The organism is Psychrobacter sp. bablab_jr014 (assembly GCF_016464015.1).
Classification (GTDB): Bacteria; Pseudomonadota; Gammaproteobacteria; order Pseudomonadales; family Moraxellaceae; genus Psychrobacter.
Genome location: NZ_JACDXT010000049.1, coordinates 36513 through 60754 on the forward strand (window position 1 = coordinate 36513; position 24242 = coordinate 60754).

Sequence of the window (24242 nt, forward strand, 5' to 3'; positions counted from 1 at the left end):
TTAAAACGTATTTTCTAGCGTTTCAAACGTAGCCAAAAAAATAGGCTACAAAACAACGATGAAGGGCGACTCACGACCGTGAGATCGCCATTCATCGTTTTTATTTTGTGCTTTATAGTTAACTCTAAATAAAAACGATACAGGACAATAAATTCATTTGATTAAACGCTATTTTCCTTGCTGGCTGTGACTACGTCTCCAGAGGCTGCGAAAAATAGCGTTTAATCTCATCGTATCGATTTTATAGTGAACTGACTATACTTCTAATAAATATTTAATAAGCATTAAGGGAAAATAAATAATAACCAAAGGTATATAAGCTGATAAAAGTCTGCTTTTATGTTATTGTAGTTAACATAAATACTGAATGTAATTATTTTGATATATGTACAAAAATAATTTATCAAGGTATAGTTACATAATGACACGCTGATATAATAAAATGAAACATCAATGAGCTATTCTCTTGTGAACCAGTTTTTAGTGTTAATCATTATCATTAAGGATGACCATGTCACTACGCCGTTTATTTATCAAGCTATCAACCAGTTTGCAAGATAAGCTGAGAACGCATACACATCTGTTCGTATCTCTTGGATTACTAAGTGTACTTCCAGTACCAATGGGCGCGCATGCAGAGGTGGCATTTTCTTACAATGACTGGCAAGTGGCGTGTGACAATACATTGACCTGTCGTCTGGCGGGCTACCAATCAGAGAACAATGGCGGAATGCCTGTCTCAGTACTGCTAACCCGTAAAGCGGGCAAAAATGCAGTTACAACAGGTCAGGTAAAATTAGGCGGTACCAAAGACAGCTCGGCAAAAGCTTTGATGCAGTTGGGCAATCGCCACCGTATTACCATGCGTTTAAATGGTAAAGATATGGGCGAGCTGCGCCCCACTGATGAATCTGGGGCATCTGAGCTAACCCGCACGCAAGTCGATGCCCTAGTCAAAGCGCTACGCGGCTCAAGCACCATTGAGTTTGTGTTTCGCAACTCTCGCTGGCAGCTGTCAGACAAAGGCGCGAATGCCGTTATGCTAAAGGCCGACGATGCGCAAGGGCGGGTGGGCACCAACAGCGCTTTTATTAACCCCAATGCCAATACCAGTAGCAATAATGTATTGTCACCACGCGCCACACCTGTATTGCATCAAGTCAAACCGAGTGGTAAAGACAATACCCGCAAATTTAGTATCAAAACCGCAGAGCTTGCGCGTATTATCAAAAATGGGACAAAAAACGCCGATGACACCTGTCCCAACCTTATGGACGACAGTGCTTGGCGCATCAATCGTCTGAACAGTCAGCAGCTTTTGGTACAGCACAGCTGCTGGTTGGGCGCGTACAACGCAGGTACGGGCATGTGGGTGATTAATGACAGCAAGCCCTATCAGCCTGTGATGGTGACAGACGCTGCTACCAGCTACGATGCAGGCGTCATCAGCGCTGACCAAAAAGGGCGCGGTATTGGTGATTGCTACTCAAGCACTCAGTGGGTTTGGACAGGCCAGCGCTTTGAAAAAAGCTATGAGTCCAGTACAGGAATGTGCCGATTGGTTGAGGCGGGCGGGGCATGGGATTTACCAACCTTTGTGACGCAAGTAAACAGCATGCCGTAAGTCATTGCTTTATTAAAGTTTATTTTTATTATTATCACAGCCACTGGTTTTTTAGTACGCAATTGTTTAATTCATCTTACGCTTTATACGCTGATTTAAAAAAATTAAATAAATACATGCCCATCTTAATTCTGCTGTGATATACTCCCTCGCCATGTTCAAGGGCATGCCCAATTTGGCTGCTTTGAACAGGAATTATGAGATTGATAACATCGCCTGCGATTTTGGGTCTAGGATGACCGTGAGTAATTGTTGCCGATGATTTTGTGTTCTTAAATAGTTCTATTATTTTTGACTCATATCTTATCTAGCCTGCTATACATTTATAGCTTTGAGACTGCGCACAGCGCACCATTACAGATAAGACACTCGGCACTACCACCAAAATACGTGATGATACACCAACTCTAGGCGCAAGCATGATGCAGATGGCCTAGCGTTGTTGCCATGCGGTTATCAGTGGTAGGCATTCGGCTATTGAATGTACAGTAGCCTATACTACCCAAGGATACTCATGACTGATATTTTATCGACCATCGCAGCACAAAACGGCATTCACATTGACGCCGACACTTCTACTGAAAATAACGCCCCTACGCAACACCAAGACACCCAATCTGACGAAAACGGCATCACCTTTACCGACCTAAACCTTGCCAAGCCAATTCTTGCCGCGCTAGCACGCAGTGGCTACGAGCGCCCAACGCCTATCCAAGCCCAAGCGATTCCATTTGCGCTAGCAGGTCGCGACCTATTGCTATCGGCACAGACAGGTAGTGGTAAAACAGCGTCTTTCGTATTGCCTTTGCTTGATAAGCTTAGCCGCTCAACCACGTTTGATAAAAACATTAAAGCATTGATTCTAGCGCCGACGCGTGAACTTGCTCAGCAGGTACATGACAACGTACGCAACTACTCAAAAGAGATGCGTGGCTTGTTCGCGGTGCCTTTGGTTGGTGGCGCGCCGTACAACGGTCAGATTAATGCCCTACGTAAAGGCGTACAGGTCGTGGTTGCGACCCCAGGCCGTTTGCTTGACCACATCAATGCAGGCCGCGTGGATTTGTCTCACCTTGAAGTCTTGGTCTTAGACGAAGCGGATCGTATGCTGGATATGGGCTTTGCCGATGACATCAACGACATCCTAAAAGCCGCGCCTGCAGACCGTCAAACCATCATGTGTTCAGCGACTTGGGATGGCCCTGTCGGTAACATCGCAGCAAGCTTTACCAAAAATCCTGAGCGCGTGTCTATCAAGGTAGAATCAGCGCATATCGATGAAACCGCGTACTACTGTGACGACTTTGACCACAAAAACAAAATCTTGGACAAAGTGATTTGCCAGCAAGACGTGGATCAAATCATTATCTTTGCCGCGACCAAGCGCAGCACAGAAAAATTGGCACAATCATTGATTGACGATGGTCACAAAGCAAACTTCTTACACGGTGATTTGCCACAAGGCAAGCGCAACCGCATCTTGCAAGACGTGCGTAAAGGTAAATGCAAAATCCTAGTCGCAACCGACGTTGCTGCGCGTGGTCTGGACGTGCCAGCCTTGTCACACGTGATTAACTATGACTTGCCACGTCAAACCGAAGACTACGTACACCGTATCGGTCGCTGTGGTCGCGCAGGTCGTAGCGGCGTTGCTGTCAACCTATGCAGCATGGATGACCGTCCACAATTGGCAGCCATCAACCGCTACCTAAAACGCCACATGCCTATCGCTGAAATCGAAGGCCTGGAGCCAACCAAAACCTACACGCCAAAAGAAAACAAAGGCCGTGGTCGCGGTCGTGGCCGTGGTCGCTCAAACGCAAGCGGCGCGGGTCGTGGTCGTAGCGCAGGCGGCTACCGCGGCGAAGGTCGTGGTGAGGGCGAATACCAAGGTGGCAACCGTCGTAGCGAAAACAAATCTCATGACGGCAAGCCTTTTGAAAACAAGCGTTCGGGCAAGCGTTTTGGTGAAGACAAGCCACGTACTGGTAAGCCAGCAGGCAAGCCCTACAAAGGCAAATCAAGCCGTCCAAGCCGTGATGACGCGCGTCCATCGTCTTCGCGTCCAAACAATCGCTTTGGCGGTAACAAGTCAGGCGCAGGTCGTGGTCGCGGCGGTAACGCTGGCGGTCGTGGCAAAAACGGCGCATAATATGCCAAGTACATATTAGGGCGTAGCATCATTTAGACAGCGAGGCTTAAAGTGAGATAAATCGTAGTCAAACAAGGAAAAAATCACAGAGAATATGGGTATATTCACAAGGTTTTTGACGCTGTTTGGCAAGATTTCGCCAGTTTAAGACCGCTAAATTCTTGAATGGGCTAATTGATGACACGCCCTAAAATAAGCAGTTTAAAAAAGCCAAACGCAATGCGGTTTGGCTTTTTTTATGAGCCTATTTTTTATCGTAACGGTTTCATTAACAATGGTTCATCGTAAACACTGATAGTAAAAACAGAACGTCTATGACAAGACGACAGTAACAAGGAGCGTGTATGAGCGTGAGCATCGACAGCGTGCCATTGGCTTTTGGCATTATTATGGGCATTATTGGCTTGGTGTTTTATACCCAAAGTTTGCCGCACCGATTTTGGCGGCGTTTTTATGCGCTGTTGCCTGGTATCGTGCTGTGCTGCTTTATCCCTGCGTTTTTAAACAGTATGGGGCTGTTCGCGGACGGTATTGGGTCGCAGATTTATGCCTTTAGTGCAGGGTATTTGCTGCCAGCCAGTTTGCTGCTGATGACTTTGTCGATGGATGTGCCCAAGCTCTTGGGGCTTGGTTGGCGAGCGCTGGCGATGTTCTTTGCAGCGAGTCTTGCCATTATTGTCAGTGGCCCAATCAGTTTGTATTTGTCCAAACAAGTTGCGCCTGAGATGTTCGCTGATGACACGCTGTGGCGCGGGTTTTCTGCGGTGGCAGGCAGCTGGATTGGTGGAGCGGCGAACCAAGCGGCGATGAAAGAGCTGTTCGGCGTCAGTGATGACTTGTTTGGGGTGATGATTTTGGTAGATGCCACCAATGCGTCGTTATGGCTGTTTGTGATTTTGCTGCTTGCCAAGCACGCCCGCAAAATTGATAAGTGGCTTAAAGCCGATACCAGTAGTATTGATAAGCTGATTGTGACCGCACAAAACTATGAGCAGGCGCACGAGCGACCCGCCAAGCTAAACGACTTGATGGTGATGTTTGGACTGTGCTTTTTTGTGGTGGGGGTCGCGCATTGGCTTGGTGATGTGATTGCTGCGCAGTTTGCGCCTTATGCGTGGGCAGTGCAATACAGTCTTGCCAGCGCGTTTTTTTGGATGGTGGTGATTATTACGTTGATAGGCGTGCTGTTTTCATTCACACGCGTGCGCCGCCTTGACCATGTGGGCGCATCGAAAATGGGTACGGTGTTTATCTTTGTCTTGATTGCAGCGATTGGTATGCAGATTAATTTGGCAGGCGTGATGTCGCAGTGGCGCTTGCTGCTCGTGGGTTTACTTTGGATGAGTCTGCATGTGCTAATCATTTTTATCGTGGCCAAGCTGATTCGTGCGCCGTTTTTCTTTTTGTGTGTCGGTTCAAACGCCAATACGGGCGGGGCATCGTCAGCACCCATCGTTGCCACCGCCTTTCACCCTGCGCTTGCTCCTGTCGGGGTGTTTTTGGGCATTTTGGGCTATGCGGTCGGCACGATTGGCGGCTATGTCAGCACTCAGCTAATGCGCTTGGTGGTGGGGTAGCGTCTCCCTTAAGTAATGAAAAAAAGCGGTCATCGATAGTAACCGCTTTTTTATTGGTTCTATATGAGCGCGGCTGGTCAGAGATACTCTCTGATGACAGTTTAAAATCCGATAAAGTCCATACCAACGGCGCAGGCTACCGCCAGTTTGCTGAAGGGCTGTATGACTATTTAAAAGACAAGCACATCGCGCGCTGACGGGCGATGTGCTTGTCTTAGCATCAGACTTTTAACCACTAATGTTTAATCAACCATTAAGCAGGCGTCGCCTTTGCTAGCGCCTCAAGCTGCTCAAGATAGCGCCGTCCCAGCTCGGGCTCTGCCGAGGCAATCCACGCGGCGTACCCTGATAAGGTAGCCAGACTTTCGCCGTCATGTAGCGGCTTTCCTGCTTGTAGATTATGAATGGCGGCGCGCAGCATACGTTTGATACGCCGAGGTACACGCGGTGCGCCCTCGCCATTGACCACCATTCCTGTGACGTTTTGCTGCTGTCCTGTGCATACGATGCTGGTCTTGTCGGTATTTAATACAAACCCTTCTTCTTTAACAATTTTATAGACCGAACCGAGCAACAGCCCAATCATGGCATTTTGCGCATCGCTGTCGGCAGCACTGCTACTTGGGAGGCTAAAGGTCAAGTCATCGGCATAGCGGCTGTAACGCAGACCATGCTTATCCGCAAGTCCCGTCAAGCGTCTGTCCATATTGACGCAGACGATGTTTGACAGCGCAGGGCTGGTCGGCGCGCCTTGCGGCAAGGCTCTGTCAGCCAGTGCCACATAATAAGTGACGCCGTTTTGTTGCACCATCTGCCGTGGCGATTCGCTGCATAATAACGCAAGCAACGTGGCGATAGATTCAGGGTAGCCCGCCTGCCGAAACACGCCTTTGGCACGTCGCCAATGAATGGTGGGGAAGAAGTCTTTTAAATCAAGCTTAATCAATACCGCGCTGTCACTGTGCACCTCAGCATTGGTAACGATAGAGCGCCCACTGACAAAGCCATGCGCCGCGCCGTGTGTTGGCAGCTGCTCTAAGATATGGTGCAGTATCCAGCGCTGCGCGGTCTTAAGCGTTGGGATAGGCGACCAAATCTCACGCGTTCCGCCACGGCGTTTTTGAATACTAAAATGGGTGTAGGGCACATGGGTCGCCACTTCGCGCTGATAGCACAAGCCTTTAAGCTGCGCAATGCTTAGATTTAGTGCTGCTGCCAGCTCTTTTGGTTGGGTCAAGACGGGCAGCTGATTACTGACGCGGCGGCGCTCGCCATCGGTCACGTCCCATTTGTCCGCGCTGTGGTCATCCGACCAGTAGATATGGCGACCCAGATAGACGATATGCTGTGACTTATACGCTTGCCATGCGTCTTTTTTGAGCTTTTTTTCTTCAGCGGCTTCTTTTTTGAGCATCGCTTTGTAGCGCTGGCGCTCCGCCTTACTCATGTCATCAATCGGGCGACGTTCAACCAAAAAGCCCTGTGTCACTAATTGCTGCTGTACGTACTGATAGCGCCCGCCTGCCTGCTCGATGTCTTGCCAAAGGGTTTGCCAATGTTCTCTTAAATTTTGTGTGCTGGTGCTGCTCATCGGTTAGATTCCTTTGTCTTCAATATAGCCTTTGGCTTGTAAACGCTGGGCGTGCTGCATCATGGCATCCATCGCTTGCTGCGCGGTGTTAAAGCAGATTTTTTGGCGGCGGGTATTGCCGTTTTGCTCGCGCTCAATGAGTAAGGTGCGCTCATGTACCGACAGTTGGGTGCTGTGGGTTTGCATATGGTTATTTGCGTTAATCGGCATGCTGGGCGCGGTCAAATCCCAAATGTTGGCGCTGGTTGTGTTTGGTGTATTTTTTCTTAGCGCGTTGTTTTGTGGGGTTTGCGCTTGTTCATTATTCGGCACAGCCAAGCGCTTGTTAAAAATACGCGTGCGCGGGGCGTTGACTGCGCGTGCGGTATGCTGATACAGGCGCAGGGCAATCAGGTGCGCGCACGGTCCGTGGCTCAGGCGATGTTGTAAATACTGCGGGCAGCTGCATTCGGCTTTTTTGACCAAGCCATCGTGCCCAAGCGTCAGCTGGCTGTGGTAGCTGCGTCTGTCAGCGGCGACCTCGATATCCGCGCTGATCATGACATCGTCAGGCAGGACGCTTTTGACACTGACATGATGAAACGATTTGGGCTGGGCTAAAATGGCAAACGCCTGCTTTTCGGCATCGTTGTGATACGCGAACTGCGCCATGTCCAGTGGTGTCTGCGTCAATGGACGATAGTGGTAACGCTGGCTGGGCATATCATAGCGCACCAGTCCTTGCTGGGCGGCGCTGATGAGTGCGGCGTGGCATTCGCTGGCACTGAGTGCGTTATCTTTGGCGGCGCATAAGTCCTCTAACGTCTTTGGTGCGTCTTGTAGTGTTTGAACAATATGGGCAATCGTCTCTTGCTGGCTGCTCGTTTGCGTGCCGAGTGGTCGCTTGGGCAACAGCAAATCAAAATTCAGCGCCTGCGACCAGTTGTCTTTATTAAAGCCTGTCATGGCAAAGGTAAAGCTAAACCCATCACCAGCAATCACCCAATAGCTGGGCATCCCTTGCCCCAAGATATGTACGGTCACGTCCTTAGCATACGGCAATAGACGCTTTAATAAGCTCAAACGGCGACGACCCCACAGACGTATCATTTTTGCTTCGCTGCCGCCATAGGGTTTCGCCTGTCCGAGCTGGCAATTTACACTGATATTAAACGGCTCAAGCAGCATTACTGGCGGCTGGTTGGGGGTTAATTCAATGATTAGTCCGCGCCGCTTGCCTTTGATGTCCGCGTGCATCCGCAATTCAAACAGCACGTTATATAAGGCGATGGGGTCAAGGGCGATGCTGTCCATCGGCAGTTGGGCGGCGGCTTGGATTTGCAGCAGTCCGCGTATCCAGCGGCTTGGCACATGGATGCGCTTTTCAATGACGGTATCATCAGACGAGTCTGCGCTTTGAGCTACTGCTTCGGTATTGTCTGTTTCACTGGCTGGCGCGCTTGAATGGCGGCTAAATTGTAGTGCGTCTTGTCCAATGCTCAGCTTGGGCGCTTGGCTGTCGTCAATACGGGCAAGGGTAAGGGCTAAGGCGTCGCTATAGTCAATGCTGGTTGTGCCGTAAGTGCTGGCGCTGTCGGTTGCAAACAGACTGTGCGCTAGGGTGAGCTGTGCGTAGCAGCCTTCATCGCGCCCAAACACCTCAAAGCTGACACCATCAGGATTTACCTCGATAATGGGATCTAGGATGCAGTACGCCAGCGGGTCATTGTGCAGCAGCCAATTAAAATAATCGCGCTGGGCGGTAAATAGGTTTTTGTTGCGGTTTTGCCGCCGCATTTGGCTAAAGACAGCGTAAGCAGCGCGGTCTTTGGGTACATAGCGATAGTCACTCTTAACCACATCAAACAGCGCAAGTAAGCTGTCACGAAACAGTAGCGGCTGGGTGACCACGCCGTCAAAACTTACCGCATCGCGGCGCAGGTCGGTAAACAGCGCTACGTGCTGCTGATGCGCCTCAGTTGGTGTGACGTGGCTGACATTGGCATAGTCCAGCGACATTGGTGTGCCGCGCTCGTTTTCTTGAGTGCTGTCGGTGCGCTCTGTGGGTAGGGGATGATTGGTGCTCATGATTACTTATCTCCTAGGCTCAGATGCTGCGGATTGTGGATGGTCTGCCATGCGTTACTGCCAGCAGGTGGCGTATCAAAATAGGGCATGGGGCGCTTGTTTTGTGCTTTATTTTGCCCACGCTGCCAGCGGCGTTTGACGTTATAGGCGGTTTTTTGAATATCAGGCTGCGTGTGCTGCATCAGGCTATCCAGCCATGCACTGACCCGTGTATCAAACATTTGCCCCAGCGCTTCTATGGCTTGCAGGCGGGTGCTGATGGTTTGCGTCTCGTCGCTTGCGCAGTGATACAGCGCCTCGGTATTTTGCGTTTGTATCCAGCTGAGCAGGGCAGGGCTGGTACTTGTCGTGTTGATATCTGTCTTGACAACGGGGGTCGGCGTTAAGCGTTCTATCACTTGTATGCGTAAGGCATTGGTTTTGGCAGTGAGCAGACGCAACGGCGGCAAGGCTTGCAAGGTGGGTAACAGCTCGGATAACTCTGTCATCTCAGATTCAGGACGTGCCAGCAGCGCGAGCCACACTTGCTGCCACCACGCCTCTACGTGCTCGCTCAGTGCGGGCAGGCTGGCAATGATGGGCAGCTGGCTGATGCGTGTGAGCCACGTTAATGACGTGATAAGACTGCTGTCGCTTGCGTTTGTCGCCGCGCTATAGCGGTACAATAGCCACAGCGCGAGGGCGATTTTTTTTGCCAAAGCATGAATGCGCATCTCGTAGCGCGAATAATCATTGACCGCGCTACCGATACGCTGCATCAGCGCTTGCCATGCTCGCTGCGCCTCAGCGAGACGTTCAGCCGCCATACTCAGGGTTTGGCTGGTAATGGCGCTTTGATGTTGACCTAGATAAGCAAGCGCAATAGACAACATACTGTCGTCAGGGTACGTCAGTAGCTGCATTAAGGTTTCAGGCGCTATAGCGTCATCTTGTAAGATACGCTGCGCAAGCGTGTGGCGTATATGTTCTGATAAGGCTTCGCCATGGGTCAGCATAAAGTCAATAATAGCGTCTACACTGCTGTATTCGGTAATGCGCTGGAGACTCAGCGCCATATCCTCATTATCCAGCGTTTGCTGGCGGCTTTGTATTGCTGCCCAATCATAAGGCTGGCAGGTCTTGTCCGTACCCCACAACTTTTGTGCTGCTTGGTAGGTCGAGGCAAAGACATACGGCTGTTCAGTACTGGTTAACAGATTGAGCAGCAAGGCTTTGTTGCCCTCATTGTCTGAAAAGGATAATAAATATAAAGCGTCCCGTAAGACGGTGCTGTAGGTCGCTGCCGTGACCAGCCCGCTGATATATTGGCGAATCTCTGCCCAAGCTGCAGGCGTACCCAAGCGGCGCAGACCGTGCAACCAATGCATAATGGCTGGGTTGTACGGCGACAGATTGGGCTGATGCAGCTGCGCTTTTAACAACTCAAAAACCTGGGTGCTGTATTCAAAGCGTCCGCCATCAGCGAGCATTCCGAGCGCCTCGCACGCCACATCTTGTAAGTAATGCATCTCATCTTCGGCATATTGTACTAAGCGCTCGTACGCTTGATACAAAATATCGGTCGAGACAGGGGCCGCGTCTGGATGCTCAGGCGTGTCAAATAATGCGCCAATGGCCAGCACGCTACGGCGACGCACATCGCCATCGGTATGGTGCACCATCGTCGCCATCAACAAGCTCGCGCCATCAGCAATACCGACTTTCGCTAGCGCTTCTGCAGCGATAAAGGACACCATCTCTTGACGGCTGGACAAGGCTTGTTTTAATACCGCCGTATCACCGTGTCGATATTGGGCGCGGTACGCGATTGCCTTGACCACAGCGAGCCTGCGTTTTTCAGGCAGCTGAGCGTAAGCTTGTGCCAGTAGTGCATCAATACGCTCGGCCATGTGCGTATCCGCAGGCGTTGCGGTTTTATCATCCTTATCATCACTTTCACGCCCAATCCATGCCAGCGGTGAGACCAGCTCAAGCACGTAGTCACTGTCTTGAACACGCAGTAGCAGGCTAAAGACATCCATTAGGATGACAGGATGGCGTGGATACTGCGTGGTGAGCCAGCGCGTGTCTTCATACTCATCAAAATAATCGTGTATCGGCTGATCAAAACCGCTCACTTTTATCAACGCCTGCATGATATTAGCGCGCTCTGGGCGGTGATTGTGGTCTTGATAAGACAAGGTTAAACGCGCTTGTAAGCCTGTTACCACTGAGAGTGCGCGTGTACTGGCAAGAGCGCGATAAATAAGAGAGCGGCTGATGCGGCGGCGTGGGTCATCGAGCAGTGCAAACAGCCACTCATTGAGGCGCGCTTGCTGTGCGTTGGTCACGATTGAGTGCTGCTCGGCATAATACTGACTAACCTTGTTAATCAGCTGTAAGACTTGCTCTTGGGCGTACTCGGTATGACTGAGCATAAAGTAGGTGAGTAACGCCTCTAATAGCTGAGGATCAGCGTTTAACAGCGTAGGCTGTGCCAATAATTGTTGCCATGCGTGATAACGTGCCTGCCAGTCATACACATAAATAGCATGCTGTAAAAACTGCTGGTGCGCGTCTTTATCTTGCAATCCTGTCTGCTGCCATGTATTGATAACTTGACGTACCAGCGGCGTATCGGCGTACTCCAGTACCGCCAAGCTGGCAGGGAGCTGCCCAATAGCAGCAACCAGATATTGATAAATCTCTTCTGCCAGTAAAGGATGTGCGTCGCGTAACCGCTGGCTAAACGTCGTCGTCAACGTGCTGTCTGTACGATGCTCAGCCACCCACAGCTTGACGCCCGCCGCCACCATATCTCGATGCTCGGTCGCCATTGCCTCTTGTGCCAATGCGGTCAGGGTAATAGGCAGCTCGTGTAGCGCTTCCCACACCAGTGCGCGCGTCTCGGCACGACTGTGATTCAGCAGCGGCAATAGGGCTTGAGTGATGCTCGCTGACCATGTGCCTGAGGGCATTGTCTCAGGCCTTTTCGCCAGCCACAGCAGTCCACGAATGGCTTGGTTAATGACACTGTTCGCATTAGCATTACGAATCACGCCCAGCCACGTGCCAAAGGCAAGGCTCTGATAGTGATTACTATCCGTAGCCTCTGCTGTATCATTGCTTGTTGTCTTATCACTTGCCAATACTGGCAAGTGATGGTTTAGGGTTGCCATCGTGCCAAGCCACGCTTGAATATGCGTCATCTTGGGTTCAGTAAGCAATAACGACAGTTGTCCAAGCGCTTGTACAGCGGTTGCCTTGAGTAACGGTGATAGGCTACTGCGCGGCGCGTGCAGTAAGGCGGCGAGCGATTGTAGTGATTTGCTATTTATCGCAGCTAAGGCGGTTTGGCGTAGGGCTGCCGTTTGCGGGTCATTTACTTGCGGCAATAACTCAGTAAGCGCCTCTTGCAATGCCTTGTTAATCGCATTATGGATATGTTCCCATACGGCTTGTTTATCGTCTGTCAAGCGCGCCAAGCAGTGCGCGTATAAAATGGCACTTTGTGCATCAACGAAGCTTAACGCATTGACCAACAGCGCTGCGCCCTTGTTTGCGTCTTCTTCAGACAAGGCGGTAAAGAGCAGCGTCCAGCGGGCGGCGGGCACGTACGCAGAGATGTTAAATAATGGCGCGAGTGTCCATGCGGTATCAATGCCTAAACCCATACGCCCTTGCAGCCATGTCATGGGTGATACGTCCTTATGCAGGGCAGATAAGTTCTGGTCGGTCTGCTGATACAATGCCGCGCCTGATACCTCGCCCGCTGTACTCCCCAAAACACCAAGGGCAATACTCGCCGACTGCTGCACAAGCGTACGCTCATCGCGCTGCCAGTGCTGTAATGCTTCGATATGATGAGTGCGATTCGCATCCGTCACCCACATCAGATAAGGGGCAACGGCACTAAAATCCGCATCAGAATGATTAAGATAGCGCTGATACCAGCCAAAGGCATCGCCCGTCTGCGGCTCTGCTAAAGCGGCAAGTCCTATTAGCGCCTGTGTTACCTGCTGATGCCAAAGAGTATACGCCGCTTTGTCTTGTTTTTTATCAGGCATCACCTGTTGTAAATAGCGCTCAAACACATCATACGCTTGTTGGCTGTATATCGCTGCCAATTCAGAGGTTTTATGACTAGCAGTGTTGTTCATATTATGAGCACTGACACGCTGTGAATGACGTGCCAGGAAAGTGGCCGTTTTTAGCTGAATGTCGGTGTAGGGGCTTTGGATACCTGCATTCAGCAAAGCTAAGTAGTCGTCATTGGCATCTTCACTACTGATTTGCCCGCCATGTGTCACCAGCTGTAGCGCCACATCTAGGGCGGTTTTGCGCACTTCTAAACCTTCAGCGGCAAGTAATGGCAGCAACAGTGGCATAATAGCTGAAGTCGTATTCGGCTCGGTTAATGTCCCACAGCGCTGTAGCCCTGCAGTAACGATGTCCTCAAAAGGGCTGGCAAGCGCGGCAGTTATCACCTGCTCAATGTTGAATCGCTGCGGATAGTCGCCTGCCGTCTCCAGCGCTTCATGACGAATCGTGCGAAATGGGTCACACAGTAACAGTGCCAATAATGCGCCATCATTGGCATTATCCTCATGGACATTTACTTTTCGTGTGTTTTTGAATAAAAAGCGCTGCCATTCTTCTAACCCTGCGCGGTGTACGTCCTCAAATTGACTTGTGGCGATCAGCTGTAAGTATTGATATAGCGAGGCGCTGTCATGGAGCAGTACGCGCGCAGTCAATACTTTTAAAACCTCTAAGCGTACGCTGGGAAAGCGGTTGTCCAGTAGGGGTTTAAACTGAGTAATGAGTGCTTCATCGCTAATTTTGGCAAGGTTTTGTTGTAGCAATAACGCCAAAGCGTCCTCGTGAATGTGGGCGTGTGCCGAGGCAAAACCAAACGCTGCCCATGTCTGCGTGTCGCTACAGACTTTGCCTAATGCCTGCATGGCGACCTTGCGTACTTGGGTATTGCTGTCGTTTAGCATCGCGCCAAGGAGGGTTTGCGCATCAGCCAGCCGCTGATTGCCGAGCGCGCGTGCCACGCCTGCGCGGACAATGGCATCATCGCTATGAATAAAGCCAATCAATACACCAAAAGCGCGGGCGTCTTTTAAACAGGCAAGGGCATAAGCCGCACGAAAGCTGATGTCTTGATAATGGTTGCTAAGCGCTTGTAATAATGGCGCAAGGGTCGCTTCATCTAATGCGAGTGTGTCTTTACTAACGGATTCCTTTTTCTTGCCTTGGCCTGTCTTTTTATCATCAGCGCTTTGAAAATCTTCAACTTGTAAGGCCAGACGCACATCATGAGTGATATTGCCAGCATTCTTAGCATCAGTATGCGTCAGCGTGCCCTCTGTCAAACTAAACGCATCAAAATCTGCCAGTGTGCGCAGTAGGTAGCTGTCCTCTTGCTGCTGCGCCGCACGCTGCAAGGCATCTGCCAGCTCAGGCTTAGCAAGTAGCGCGATAAAAAAGGCGGTCTGGCGCACCTCACTGTCACTACTTTGCTGTAATAGCATCAGCTGGCGCGTCACTTTAGGCGTGGATAACAAGCCGCGCTGATACAGACGAATCAAACCTGCCTGCACGGTATCGGTATAGCGACTGCTCAAGGCCAGCATGTCCGCTTGTATGCTATCAACAGGGAAGATGGCTTCAAGGGCGATGAGTGCCGCACGGCGAATGCTCAGGCTGTTGTGAGACAACAGCGCAGGCAACACCATTTGACTGTACTGACGGTCACCGTGTTGCTGATCAGGGCTGGTATTATTTAAGTGCTCGTTGCTTGCGCGCATTTGATGTTGCTGTATGGCAGCATTGACCACCTCGTCATGACGGCTGGCAAGCGCTTGGGTCAGATACTCTTGCACCGATAATGGCGCAGCGGCATAGTGCTGCTCTAGTGCCTCAAAAGCCGCGAGGCGGACTTGAGGGCTGATGGTGCTGTTTAATAACTGCTCTAATAGTCCAATACGTGCGCTGAGTGATAACTGGGAAAGTACGTTAACCAGTGCCTGTGCATGGGCGCTGCTCGTACGGGTATCGCTTAAAACCTTTTTGATGATGGCTAAGGCGCGGCTGTCGTCTTGTGCCAATAGCAATGTTAAAGCCTGATTAAATAAGGTCTCATGCTCGTTACTGCTGTCTGCCAAATAGTGCTCAATACGTGCGTAGCCGTCCTGCATACTGTGAATGATAGGCTGTAGACTGTGATTGCTATCGGTATTTACGGGTAAAAAATGTAGGCTGTTGTCTTTGGTAATGGCTAAGAGCGCAGGTGCTTCGGCATAATGCGTCCATGCTAAATAGCGCGGATTGGTAAGGTTGTCTTTACTGCTGCTCGGCTGCCCCTTATCCAGCGCCCAAGACTTGATACTGCCGTCATTGCCTGCGGTAAACAGACGCGCGCTTGAGACGCACAGCGCCTTGATATGGCTGGCATGCCCGCTAGATTTTGCGCGGTCGGTCGGCTGCAAGTCGCCTTGTATGTGGGTGCGATACAAGGTGTTGTCAGCGCCAGCGGAGTAAAAGTAAGGCGAATGCGGCACAAAAGCGAGCGCCGTAATGCGCCCTTGATGCATGGGCTGGGTGCTGCTTGGCTGAATATGACTGTTCTGTATCTCACTGCCATCATAGCGCCACTGACAGCTGACGATAGTGCCTTTGTCATCACCAATAATGAGCCATTGTCCATCGCTGCTGCTGGCGAGCATGGTCGCCTTGGTACTATTGTCACCATTGTCAGACGGCGTGATATCCGCAGCATCATGATGTTGCGCAAATAACGGCGCAAGCGGCTGCACAATGGGGCTGGTGGACAGACGCTTTGCGGTGTCGGCATAAGGGCACACTACCAATGTATGCGCATACAAAACCGCGACAGCGTGGGTCAAAGGGACGATATCTAGCGCGCTTGGTTGGACGTTATTAGAAGATGCTGATGTATGCTGATAAATAGGCAGCGTACTGATTTTTTGAATGGTTTTGGCGTGCCAGTCGGTTTGGTACAAGTGATTGTCAACGCCCAATAAAAATACCGCCTCGCTGTTTGCGGTGATGCACTGCATGGCAACAGGCAGCGCAAGTGTATTTAATTCGGGGCGAGCGCCTAATGTATCTAAAACGTATAAGTCATTTTTGGGCGTAGCGGCGTCACGGCTGCCCTTATCCTGAGGGTCACGCTCAGGCAAGCGGGTGATAAACAGACTGCGTCCAGTCGGCGCTGTCTTATTTTTTGTATTGTTGCTTTTATCATTGTGGGTACTGCTGCCGTACTGGTTTAGGCAAGCATCTTGGCTGATAATGCCGATAATCTCGCCCCAGTAAGCTAAGGTGCTGGTTTTCATAAGGCTGTCTCAATCGATAAATAAAGAGTTATATGTTTTATTAACAATAATGTTTTTCTACGTCTTGGCTGACTTTATGCAGGCGTTACCAATAAATGCTCACGCAGCGTCGGATAGCGATGCAGCAGCCTTGTAACTGCCGTTAGGCTGGCGTGGCGCTCCATCTTGCCTGCCGAATGCGTAAAGGTATATAAGTCAGCGATAATCAGCGCGGCAAAAGACATATCCGTTAAAGCAATATCCCGAAACGTCTCAATCAGCGCCAGCTTGGCTTGGCTGGCAGACAGTAGCGACTGGCTCAGCGTTTGCGGCGTGTCAGGCTCGCTAGTGCGCTGCTTGTTGTATTTATAGTTATGGCTTTGCTTTTTTGCAGTAGGTTTTTGCTCGGGATTGCTCAAGCGCCCTGGTGGCAGCTCAAACAAGCCGCGACGCAATAACAGACGTAGCTGATCGACTTCAGCAGGCAAGGTTTCTGGCGGGTTTTTAACAGCGCTTGTGGCTGTTTCGGTGTCTTCGATGGATAGCAGCTGGCGCTTGGTAACAGGGCGTTTTTGCTTGTATTGTTGCCATAGCATACATACAGCGGCGTAGCGGATGTCGCGGTGACTGCTTTGGGTCAATAAATAGAGTAAATGCACGTCCTGAAACTGCGGGTTTTGTTTTAATAAAGTGATACCAATGCGTCTTGCTTGCGCCTGTTTGCTACCGACCAAGGCGTTTATCGCCGCTGTACTGTATTGGCTACTGTCGATATGATAGAGACGGTTGCTCACACTGGGTTTAGCAAACAAGGCTTGCTGTAATAAGGTCTGTACCTCAAGATACTTGGACTCTGCCAAAGACAGCCACAATTCAGGGGTTAATTGCCAGCGTGCCAGCTCATGGCGGGCGAGTAGTAAGCCAAACTCACGTAGGTTGCTATGACCGCTGGATAATAACGGCACAACGCGCTCGGCGCTAAAAAAGGCGTTTGGAATGGCTGCATTACTGTCGACAGGACGGTCGGTCAAGCTCATGTGGATGCTATCGTGGTGATGACTCATATAGTAGATGGCAAGCTCACTGATGGCGGCGGTCGGGTCATCGGTTGCCATTGACCACAGACGCTCTGTCCCTGCCAAGGTAGCATCTGCTGATACCTCTCGCGTCGTCCCTGCCAGCATCTGCAAAAACGCTGTCTCTGAAATAATACGCATGCTCGCGCCAGCCTCAATCAGCTTTTCTGCCTTTAGCTGCTTGCTGCCTTTACGCCCATGACCGTAAAATGGCGACCCTTCATCGCCAATAACCAAGTAGTCCAAGCTGTTATTCACACCGCTACTGATGAGACCGTTATGCGCCTTGACCTCGGCTTCGGCAGCACTGCGGCTCATGCTTTGCATTTTTCCTGTAAATAAAAAGCGCTGCTGCTCAAAATCGATGCTGCTTTTCTTATCCTCACTTTGGTTGCTATTGATATTTGTAGCAGGGTTGGTCTCTGGTTCAGCAAAGTCAGCGGGCAAAAAGCCTTTATTCATACAATCAATCGCAAACTTACGGTACATCGCCGTATCGCTATGGGCGAGCATTAACAGCCAATTAAAGCCAAGTGCAGTAGGGACAAAGCGGCGCACATCCGACAGCCAATGATGTACCCATTCTGTAGCGAAATACACGTCAAAACTTAAATCGCTAAACCAGTCTTGATAGACAGTTGCTTTAATTGCACTATCCACTTGGTCAAATACCGCGTTATAAATCACGCCATTCGGCTGTACGCCCATCTGCCAATCAGGTTCATAAGCGAGTGCGTGCCAGTAGTTTATAGGCAGGCGGGTAGCATCAATGACCTCGATATCTATCCAGTCACTGAGTGTCTCTTGGGCGAGTGGGTGCAATAACAGATATTGCCATATCGCAGGGTCAATGGTGCTAAGGTCTGTTTTACGCAATTCTTCGAGCACAAAATCCATGCACGCTGCTTGATGCTGACTGTAGCTAGGCAATAGCGTGCGGGCGATATCAACAAAAAAATCAGCACCCAAAGTCTTGGCGCTATAGAGCTTCGGCAGTTGCTGTATAGCAAAACTAACGGCTTCAGGGCTATTGCCCAACAGACGCGCGCGGAACCAATCAGGCGTCAGCTCTTTACGGGTAAAATGCGCGGTTAGCTGGTTGCTTGCGGTCTTAAAATGATAGGACGTTTCTAATAGCTGACCCCAACCTTGTACGCCGATGTCTTTGACGGGATGACGACTGAGTATGAGCTGCATAGCAAACTCGCGTACAGGCGCATGGGCGGATACCGCGAGTAACAGCAGGGTGTCTAAACTCAAATCTTTGGCATAGCTTGATGCATAACTGATGGCGTATTGATACGCTTTGCTATAGTCAGAATGCAAAAGATGCAGCACCACATCATGCAGCCCCAATCCCACAAACTGCGATTTTTCTAATGATGATGAGCGCTCTAGCAGCCATGTCACCAGCTCGTCACGAGCGCGGCTGCGCGTACCTGCCGACACATATTGAATGGTCGCCGCATCAACGTCTTTGAGTTTGATTTTAAAATCGTGCTTGAGGCTGTCGGTCGCGAACTGACGTACCGCTTCGTTTTTGGCGCTGGCAAGTAAGGTAAATAACGGCGTTTCATCACGTTGCCAAGCGCTGGCAAAAGCACGACCGTCAGCAGAAAACAGCTTGCGCGGGGTATTATGGACAAAGCGATTGACGCCGTAATGTACTTCATTATGAAAGCAAATGTGGTTGAGTACCCAGCTATTGACCTGCGCGCTACTGCCGAGCGTCATGTCTGCATCAATGCTGGCAAGTACACGCACCGCCGCGTCGGTATAACATATCGGCAGATGCGTACCCAAATGGCGCAAATAACGCCATGCCCGCAAACTGATATAGGTCTTGGTACGCAGGCTGACCGCATCCTTTAACTGCTGGTCAAAACGGTATGAATCCACCTTGGCAGCAATATGCGCAAAAATCTCATAGTCTTGGCGGTATTCCGCTTGCTTATAAATATATTTTAGACCGCGCCATACGCCGTAGGTTAAGGGTAGAGTATCAATCGCTTGTATCAGCATCGCTCTGGCATAGGCGCGAGTATCCTCCCATAATGCCAATAAAATCACATACGTCTGATAGCGTGGTGGTAGAGTATATACGCTGTCAGCAGACTCTAGCTGCGCCATCAATGCCACGCGCTTGGCAAACTGCACCTCAGGCGGCAAAGCGCGAAACTCAGGTGCAAAAATCGTCGCCAAAAACGTCTCAAAGGTCAGCACATCATCAGGTAGCGGTGTATCACGCGGCGCGTCCGGCTGGCGTGCAAGTTGGTCAAGTTTCTCAATGAGGTTGGGGTCTTCAGCTTGCCACGCCTGATAGATATAAGAAAATGATAAATACATACGCTACGCCTTTGCTATCACGGTATCTGCCAATAAAAGAAGTCCTTATAAAAGCGCATTTTTGCGCGCGTATCAAGAACTTTTGTCAATTTAAATCAAGAAAGCGACATATATTGTCGCGCAATTTATGTATAAAAAGAGCGCGACGCCAGTTGTCGCTTATACTAATAAAATCGACTAAATTTTATGGATAAGTATTGCCAAAAAAACAAGGCTAGGGCACAATAGCCTTGTTGTGAGATTTAGCGTTTCACCGAGTTTCGGTGAGGGATGATGTTGCGTCATCCACGAGACAAGCCATTACACGTAACACAAGGAAGACTGTTTCAGTCCTGCTAATACCTAGATAGTGCCCCTAGTGTCATTAGCTCGCTGGCGCAATCACGCAATCGTGATTGAGCTAATGCACTAGGGGCACTATCTAGGTGCAGTCCAGTGAGTCTTCCATGTACCAAGTTATGAGGTAGATTGAACAACACCATGCTCGATGTTTATAGAGGCGTTTTTATATTAATATCAAGCATATAGGCACAAGAAAAATCAAATCGGAGTTGACCTGTTTATGTAGGTTAGCTCCGATTTTTTTTGGGCTATTGTTTTTAAAAGCATCGTAATTTGTTGATTAGTAGTATTTTTATTCTAATAACATGGCAGGTCGTGTGTCAGCTAAGTAGGTAAAAATTAAGTAAGTACAAATCGAGTAGGGCGGACGTGTACACGATACGATTATCCAGCAGAGCCCAGCGCAAATTGTGCTGTAATGGGTCAAATAATCATAAAATAAGGAAAACGTATGGTGTTTGATTTTTTTAAGGAATGGCGTGAACAGCGTATATTGGACAATAGCGACTATACGCCTGAGGACTGGCAGCAGGCGGCGGCGCGTATCGCCATTCTCGATAGGCTGAATGATGACGAGTTAAGCCATTTATTTGACTTAGCGACGCTATTTTTGGCAGAAAAATCCATCACAGGGGCGCAAGGCTTTGAGATTACAGATGCGGTCAAGCAGTCCATTGCCTTACAAGCGTGTCTGCCTATCTTAAATCTAAGCCTTGAATGGTATGAGGGCTGGTCGTCCATCATCATCTATCGCGGGTCATATAAAAGCCAGCAAACCAGCATGGACGAATATGGCATCGTACACGAAGGCAGCCAGCACCGCAGCGGCGAGGCGTGGCTACGCGGGCCTGTGATACTGTCATGGCAAGATGCGCAGCACTCAGGTGAGCGCGACGGTCACAATGTGGTGATACATGAGTTTGTGCATAAGCTCGACATGATGAACGGTCGGGCAAATGGCTTTCCGCCCATGCATCCTGATATGGACGCGGCGCGCTGGACAGAAATTATGACCCGCGATTTTGAGGATTTTCAAACGCACCGAAAATCAGGGCTAGATCGATATGGCGCGACCAATCCAGCGGAGTTTTTTGCGGTGCTGAGCGAGGTGTTTTTTGAAACCCCGCACAAGCTTATTGATGCGTATCCTGATATTTATGACATTATGGTTAAGTTTTTTCGCCAGACGCCGCTATAGATTAGGCAAGGTTAGGTCGTCCAGCGGTCGTTAACGATAGCGACCAGATAGCGCTGTCCTTGATAGGTCTTAAATACCAAAAACACATCATACCAGTCGAGTCCGCCATATTTTTCGCTGCCAGCGGTGTAAAACTGCACGATATCCGCATCAGGATAGGTGTCTTTAATATTAATCAGCGTATTGCCATGCGAGGTAATGGTGTTGATGCTTGGCGTTGCTTTAGAAAAATTACCAGCCGCCACCCAATTTTGTAAATAATTCGGTAACGAGACGACATACGGATTGCCCGAACCATCAAGCGCACCCCAAGCAAAGCGAATGTTCGGCTCATCGCGGACATACTGTACAAACTGCGCGCGTGAAAAGATTTTGTCGGTTGGCTGCACATGCGCGTACATCGAAAAGCGCAATCCCAACACTGGATGAATGTCATCAGCGATGGCTAAAAAGTCTGAGCGCTCAAGTGCAGTCATAATCTGTGTGGCTTGTTGATTGATATTTTGTGGGGCTGGCGTCTCGGTTGTCGGCTTGTTATTCAAAGGTGCAGCTTGGCAACCCGTCAGCGCGGCGCTCATTGCGAGCATTATGCCGTAGAGATATGTTTTCATGGTTATCATCCTTATTTGAGCATGGCTTTAGCATAGCAAGATTGGTGCGCGCTGCGAATGATTTTATGATTGGGTTTTTGAATAAGTTGCAGTGAGATTTTTTGTGCCAAGTTAATTAATTGGCAGCATAAATCTGTTAATAATAAGCGCTATAAACGATGGCATGCTTCCCTTTAAAGCCATTGGTATGTTTTCGCATAATGTATATTATGTTAAATAAGGTCTGTTTAAGGGTAACGTTTATAGCATCAGATATTCTTCTGCGCATCCACGTCATATCTCATGGATGCGCAGAAACTTTTATACGCTTACGCTAAGTTGAGCTGCTCTATGTTTTCTACTCTAGCGTTACGTATCTATTAGACCCAGCCATCTTCCAAAAGATGCGCTGTATTACTGATTTTGAAATCATAATAGAGATCATAAAATTCACCGGGATCTTCTACGGTATCAAGCAACTCTCGTTTGCTAGGCGCCACAAACATAGCGAGCGCATACGCAGCACTATGAATCGATTTTTTGGGATTGAACGTAAGATCCGTAAAGGCTTGGTATTGCATCACCTGTTCGTGCAGCGCTTCATTTTGTTTGAGCGCAGTGATATATAGCCAGTCATAAAACGCGGTCAGTGGCTCTACGCTCCACTCCATACCAAAATAATCATAACCAAACAGCGCGCCAGACTGGCTGAGTCGCTCATCTTTCTTCGCCTGTCGTGGTGCTGAGGTCAGCAAATCTGTATAAGGGCCGCCGTGCTTAAACACTTTACTGGCATAAAAGGCATTTTCGACGCTGTATGTCTGGTTGCCATCATCACTAGCCAGCTGTAAGCTCGATGGATTCAGCAAAAAGCTCAACTTCTCGCCCGATTTACTAGACAGTTCCAACACATGCTTAAAGCCGTACTTTTTACGAATGACCTGATGCATATCGTTGATGGATTTTTTCTTTTGTCTGGTTGCAAAGCCCACATGACGCTCGAATCGAACCATGTCTGTTTTTACCAGATTGTCGCTGTTGACTCTAGGCATAAAAACAGGCTTATGCTCTACCCCATTTTGTCTGTGCGCCATAGGGTGCTTTTTTTGTTCCATGATAGGATGCCTTATATCAATCGTCTTTTATAAATTTCGGTTGTCGCTACTTGGTCGATAGACGCTCCGAGCAGCGCCCGCGAGGCAGTGTATCTTATTATTTATGATTTATTTGCCTTATTTTCTGTTGCTACCTATGTCATAAGTAGATTCTACTCTATAGCCATACTTGCCAGCCCATTTTCGGGACAATGACATTCAATCCATCTTCTTAAAAATATGATTTTATCTATTTAATAATGACCGCTTAACATCAGTGTTGCCTTTTTTAGAACATAAAAGGTGGTTTGTTGTCATTCTTCTTCATGGTTTATTGGTCATAATAAAACGGACTGACAATACAAGACTAATGGAATAGTTATGACTCAAAAAACCGTAGGTATCGTCGGATTGGGCCGTATGGGTAATGGCATGGCGCAGTCTTTGCTTCGTGAAGGTTTTAAGGTGTTTGGCACGGACGTCGGCGTTACCCAGTGCCAAGCCGCTACAGAAATCGGCGTCCATGTAGTCCCTGACATCAAAACGCTGTGTGCTGAATCTGGCGTCATCCTCCTATCCCTGCCCATGGCAAAACACGTGCAAGCCGTCATCGAAGGCAAAGATGGTCTTATCGACCATGCACAGCCGAACACCCTCATCATTGACACCTCTACCTCAGAACCTGACGTCACGCGTGCGCTGTCTGCAGCACTAACCCCACTCGGTCATGGGCTGCTCGACTGCCCTGTCAGCGGCGGCCCAGCGGGCGCTAAGGCGGGTACGATGGTCATGCTCGTAGGCGGTGAACCCAATGCTTTAGAGCGCGCTCAGGTGTATCTAGACGCTTTAAGCGCGAAAGTGGTCTATATGGGCGCGTCTGGCAATGGTCATGCTGCCAAGCTGATTAACAATCTACTGTGCGCCGCGCATCTAGTCACCACTGCCGAAGCCATCGCACTGGGCACCAAGGCAGGACTGAATCCTGAAAGCCTGATTGCCGGTTTGAATGCAGGCTCAGGTCGTAGCGCTGTCAGCGAAGTCAATTTTCCGCGCTGGATTTTAAGCGATAGCTTTGATTCAGGATTTACCATGGGGCTGATGCGTAAAGACGTGTGTTTGGCTAAGGATATGATACGTGATATGGGATTGGCGCTGCCTATAGCTGAGAAAATTGCTGATATTTGGGCGCAAAGTGCGACCACTATCGCTGATGACAAGGACTTTAACTGCATGGTTAAAAATGCAGGCTTGGGAGAGTAA

12 protein-coding genes are annotated in these 24242 nt (G+C 49.6%); 6 read left to right on the plus strand and 6 right to left on the minus strand.

Going from position 1 to position 24242, the window contains the following annotated elements; translation table 11 throughout:
* The first annotated feature begins 511 nt into the window (after nt 1-511).
* The 4 genes from JIE71_RS11050 (at nt 512) to JIE71_RS11065 (ending at nt 5550) form a co-directional block, all read left to right on the plus strand.
* Nucleotides 512-1624, plus strand: a complete 1113-nt coding sequence (locus JIE71_RS11050) for a DUF1176 domain-containing protein (RefSeq protein ID WP_199508771.1) — start codon at nt 512-514, stop codon at nt 1622-1624.
* A 514-nt stretch (nt 1625-2138) separates the two neighbouring features.
* Nucleotides 2139-3776 (plus strand): DEAD/DEAH box helicase, encoded by a 1638-nt coding sequence (locus JIE71_RS11055; protein ID WP_199508772.1) that lies wholly within the window; start codon nt 2139-2141, stop codon nt 3774-3776.
* Nucleotides 3777-4120: 344 nt separating this feature from the next.
* On the plus strand, nt 4121-5353 hold the full coding sequence (locus JIE71_RS11060; RefSeq protein ID WP_199508773.1) for a DUF819 domain-containing protein: 1233 nt from the start codon (nt 4121-4123) through the stop codon (nt 5351-5353).
* 53 nt (nt 5354-5406) lie between these two features.
* On the plus strand, nt 5407-5550 hold the full coding sequence (locus tag JIE71_RS11065; protein WP_199508774.1) for a hypothetical protein: 144 nt from the start codon (nt 5407-5409) through the stop codon (nt 5548-5550).
* A 56-nt stretch (nt 5551-5606) separates the two neighbouring features.
* Here the strand turns inward: JIE71_RS11065 and JIE71_RS11070 are convergent, their stop codons facing one another.
* The 4 genes from JIE71_RS11070 to JIE71_RS11085 form a co-directional block, all read right to left on the minus strand.
* Nucleotides 5607-6944, minus strand: coding sequence for a reverse transcriptase family protein (locus JIE71_RS11070; RefSeq protein ID WP_199508775.1), 1338 nt, complete (start codon nt 6942-6944; stop codon nt 5607-5609).
* Nucleotides 6945-6947: 3 nt separating this feature from the next.
* On the minus strand, nt 6948-9011 hold the full coding sequence (locus JIE71_RS11075) for a hypothetical protein (protein WP_199508776.1): 2064 nt from the start codon (nt 9009-9011) through the stop codon (nt 6948-6950).
* Between the two features lie 2 nt (nt 9012-9013).
* Nucleotides 9014-16357 carry a HEAT repeat domain-containing protein gene (locus JIE71_RS11080; RefSeq protein WP_199508777.1) on the minus strand — a complete coding sequence of 2448 codons (7344 nt, stop codon included), beginning with the start codon at nt 16355-16357 and terminating at the stop codon, nt 9014-9016.
* 74 nt (nt 16358-16431) lie between these two features.
* On the minus strand, nt 16432-19758 hold the full coding sequence (locus tag JIE71_RS11085) for a BRCT domain-containing protein (protein ID WP_199508778.1): 3327 nt from the start codon (nt 19756-19758) through the stop codon (nt 16432-16434).
* A 793-nt stretch (nt 19759-20551) separates the two neighbouring features.
* Here JIE71_RS11085 and JIE71_RS11090 point away from each other — a divergent pair.
* Nucleotides 20552-21298: a zinc-dependent peptidase gene (locus tag JIE71_RS11090; RefSeq protein ID WP_206767437.1), complete on the plus strand. Its 747-nt coding sequence runs from the start codon at nt 20552-20554 to the stop codon at nt 21296-21298.
* 11 nt (nt 21299-21309) lie between these two features.
* Here the strand turns inward: JIE71_RS11090 and JIE71_RS11095 are convergent, their stop codons facing one another.
* Together JIE71_RS11095 and JIE71_RS11100 are read right to left on the minus strand one after the other, a co-directional pair.
* A complete protein-coding gene (locus JIE71_RS11095; RefSeq protein WP_199508779.1) occupies nt 21310-21909 on the minus strand; it encodes a hypothetical protein in 600 nt (199 codons plus the stop codon).
* A gap of 359 nt (nt 21910-22268) precedes the next feature.
* Complete coding sequence (locus JIE71_RS11100; RefSeq protein ID WP_416232032.1) at nt 22269-23003, minus strand: DarT1-associated NADAR antitoxin family protein; 735 nt, start codon at nt 23001-23003, stop codon at nt 22269-22271.
* 360 nt (nt 23004-23363) lie between these two features.
* On the opposite strand from JIE71_RS11100, the gene JIE71_RS11105 reads away from it, so the two are divergent.
* Nucleotides 23364-24242, plus strand: coding sequence for an NAD(P)-dependent oxidoreductase (locus tag JIE71_RS11105; RefSeq protein ID WP_199508780.1), 879 nt, complete (start codon nt 23364-23366; stop codon nt 24240-24242).

Coding starts and splice junctions, on each gene's coding strand:
- JIE71_RS11050 (WP_199508771.1), top strand. CDS start 512: ATGTCACTACGCCGTTTATTTATCAAGCTATCAACCAGTTTGCAAGAT.
- JIE71_RS11055 (WP_199508772.1), top strand. CDS start 2,139: ATGACTGATATTTTATCGACCATCGCAGCACAAAACGGCATTCACATT.
- JIE71_RS11060 (WP_199508773.1), top strand. CDS start 4,121: ATGAGCGTGAGCATCGACAGCGTGCCATTGGCTTTTGGCATTATTATG.
- JIE71_RS11070 (WP_199508775.1), bottom strand. CDS start 6,944: ATGAGCAGCACCAGCACACAAAATTTAAGAGAACATTGGCAAACCCTT.
- JIE71_RS11075 (WP_199508776.1), bottom strand. CDS start 9,011: ATGAGCACCAATCATCCCCTACCCACAGAGCGCACCGACAGCACTCAA.
- JIE71_RS11080 (WP_199508777.1), bottom strand. CDS start 16,357: ATGAAAACCAGCACCTTAGCTTACTGGGGCGAGATTATCGGCATTATC.
- JIE71_RS11085 (WP_199508778.1), bottom strand. CDS start 19,758: ATGTATTTATCATTTTCTTATATCTATCAGGCGTGGCAAGCTGAAGAC.
- JIE71_RS11090 (WP_206767437.1), top strand. CDS start 20,552: ATGGTGTTTGATTTTTTTAAGGAATGGCGTGAACAGCGTATATTGGAC.
- JIE71_RS11095 (WP_199508779.1), bottom strand. CDS start 21,909: ATGAAAACATATCTCTACGGCATAATGCTCGCAATGAGCGCCGCGCTG.
- JIE71_RS11100 (WP_416232032.1), bottom strand. CDS start 23,003: ATGGAACAAAAAAAGCACCCTATGGCGCACAGACAAAATGGGGTAGAG.
- JIE71_RS11105 (WP_199508780.1), top strand. CDS start 23,364: ATGACTCAAAAAACCGTAGGTATCGTCGGATTGGGCCGTATGGGTAAT.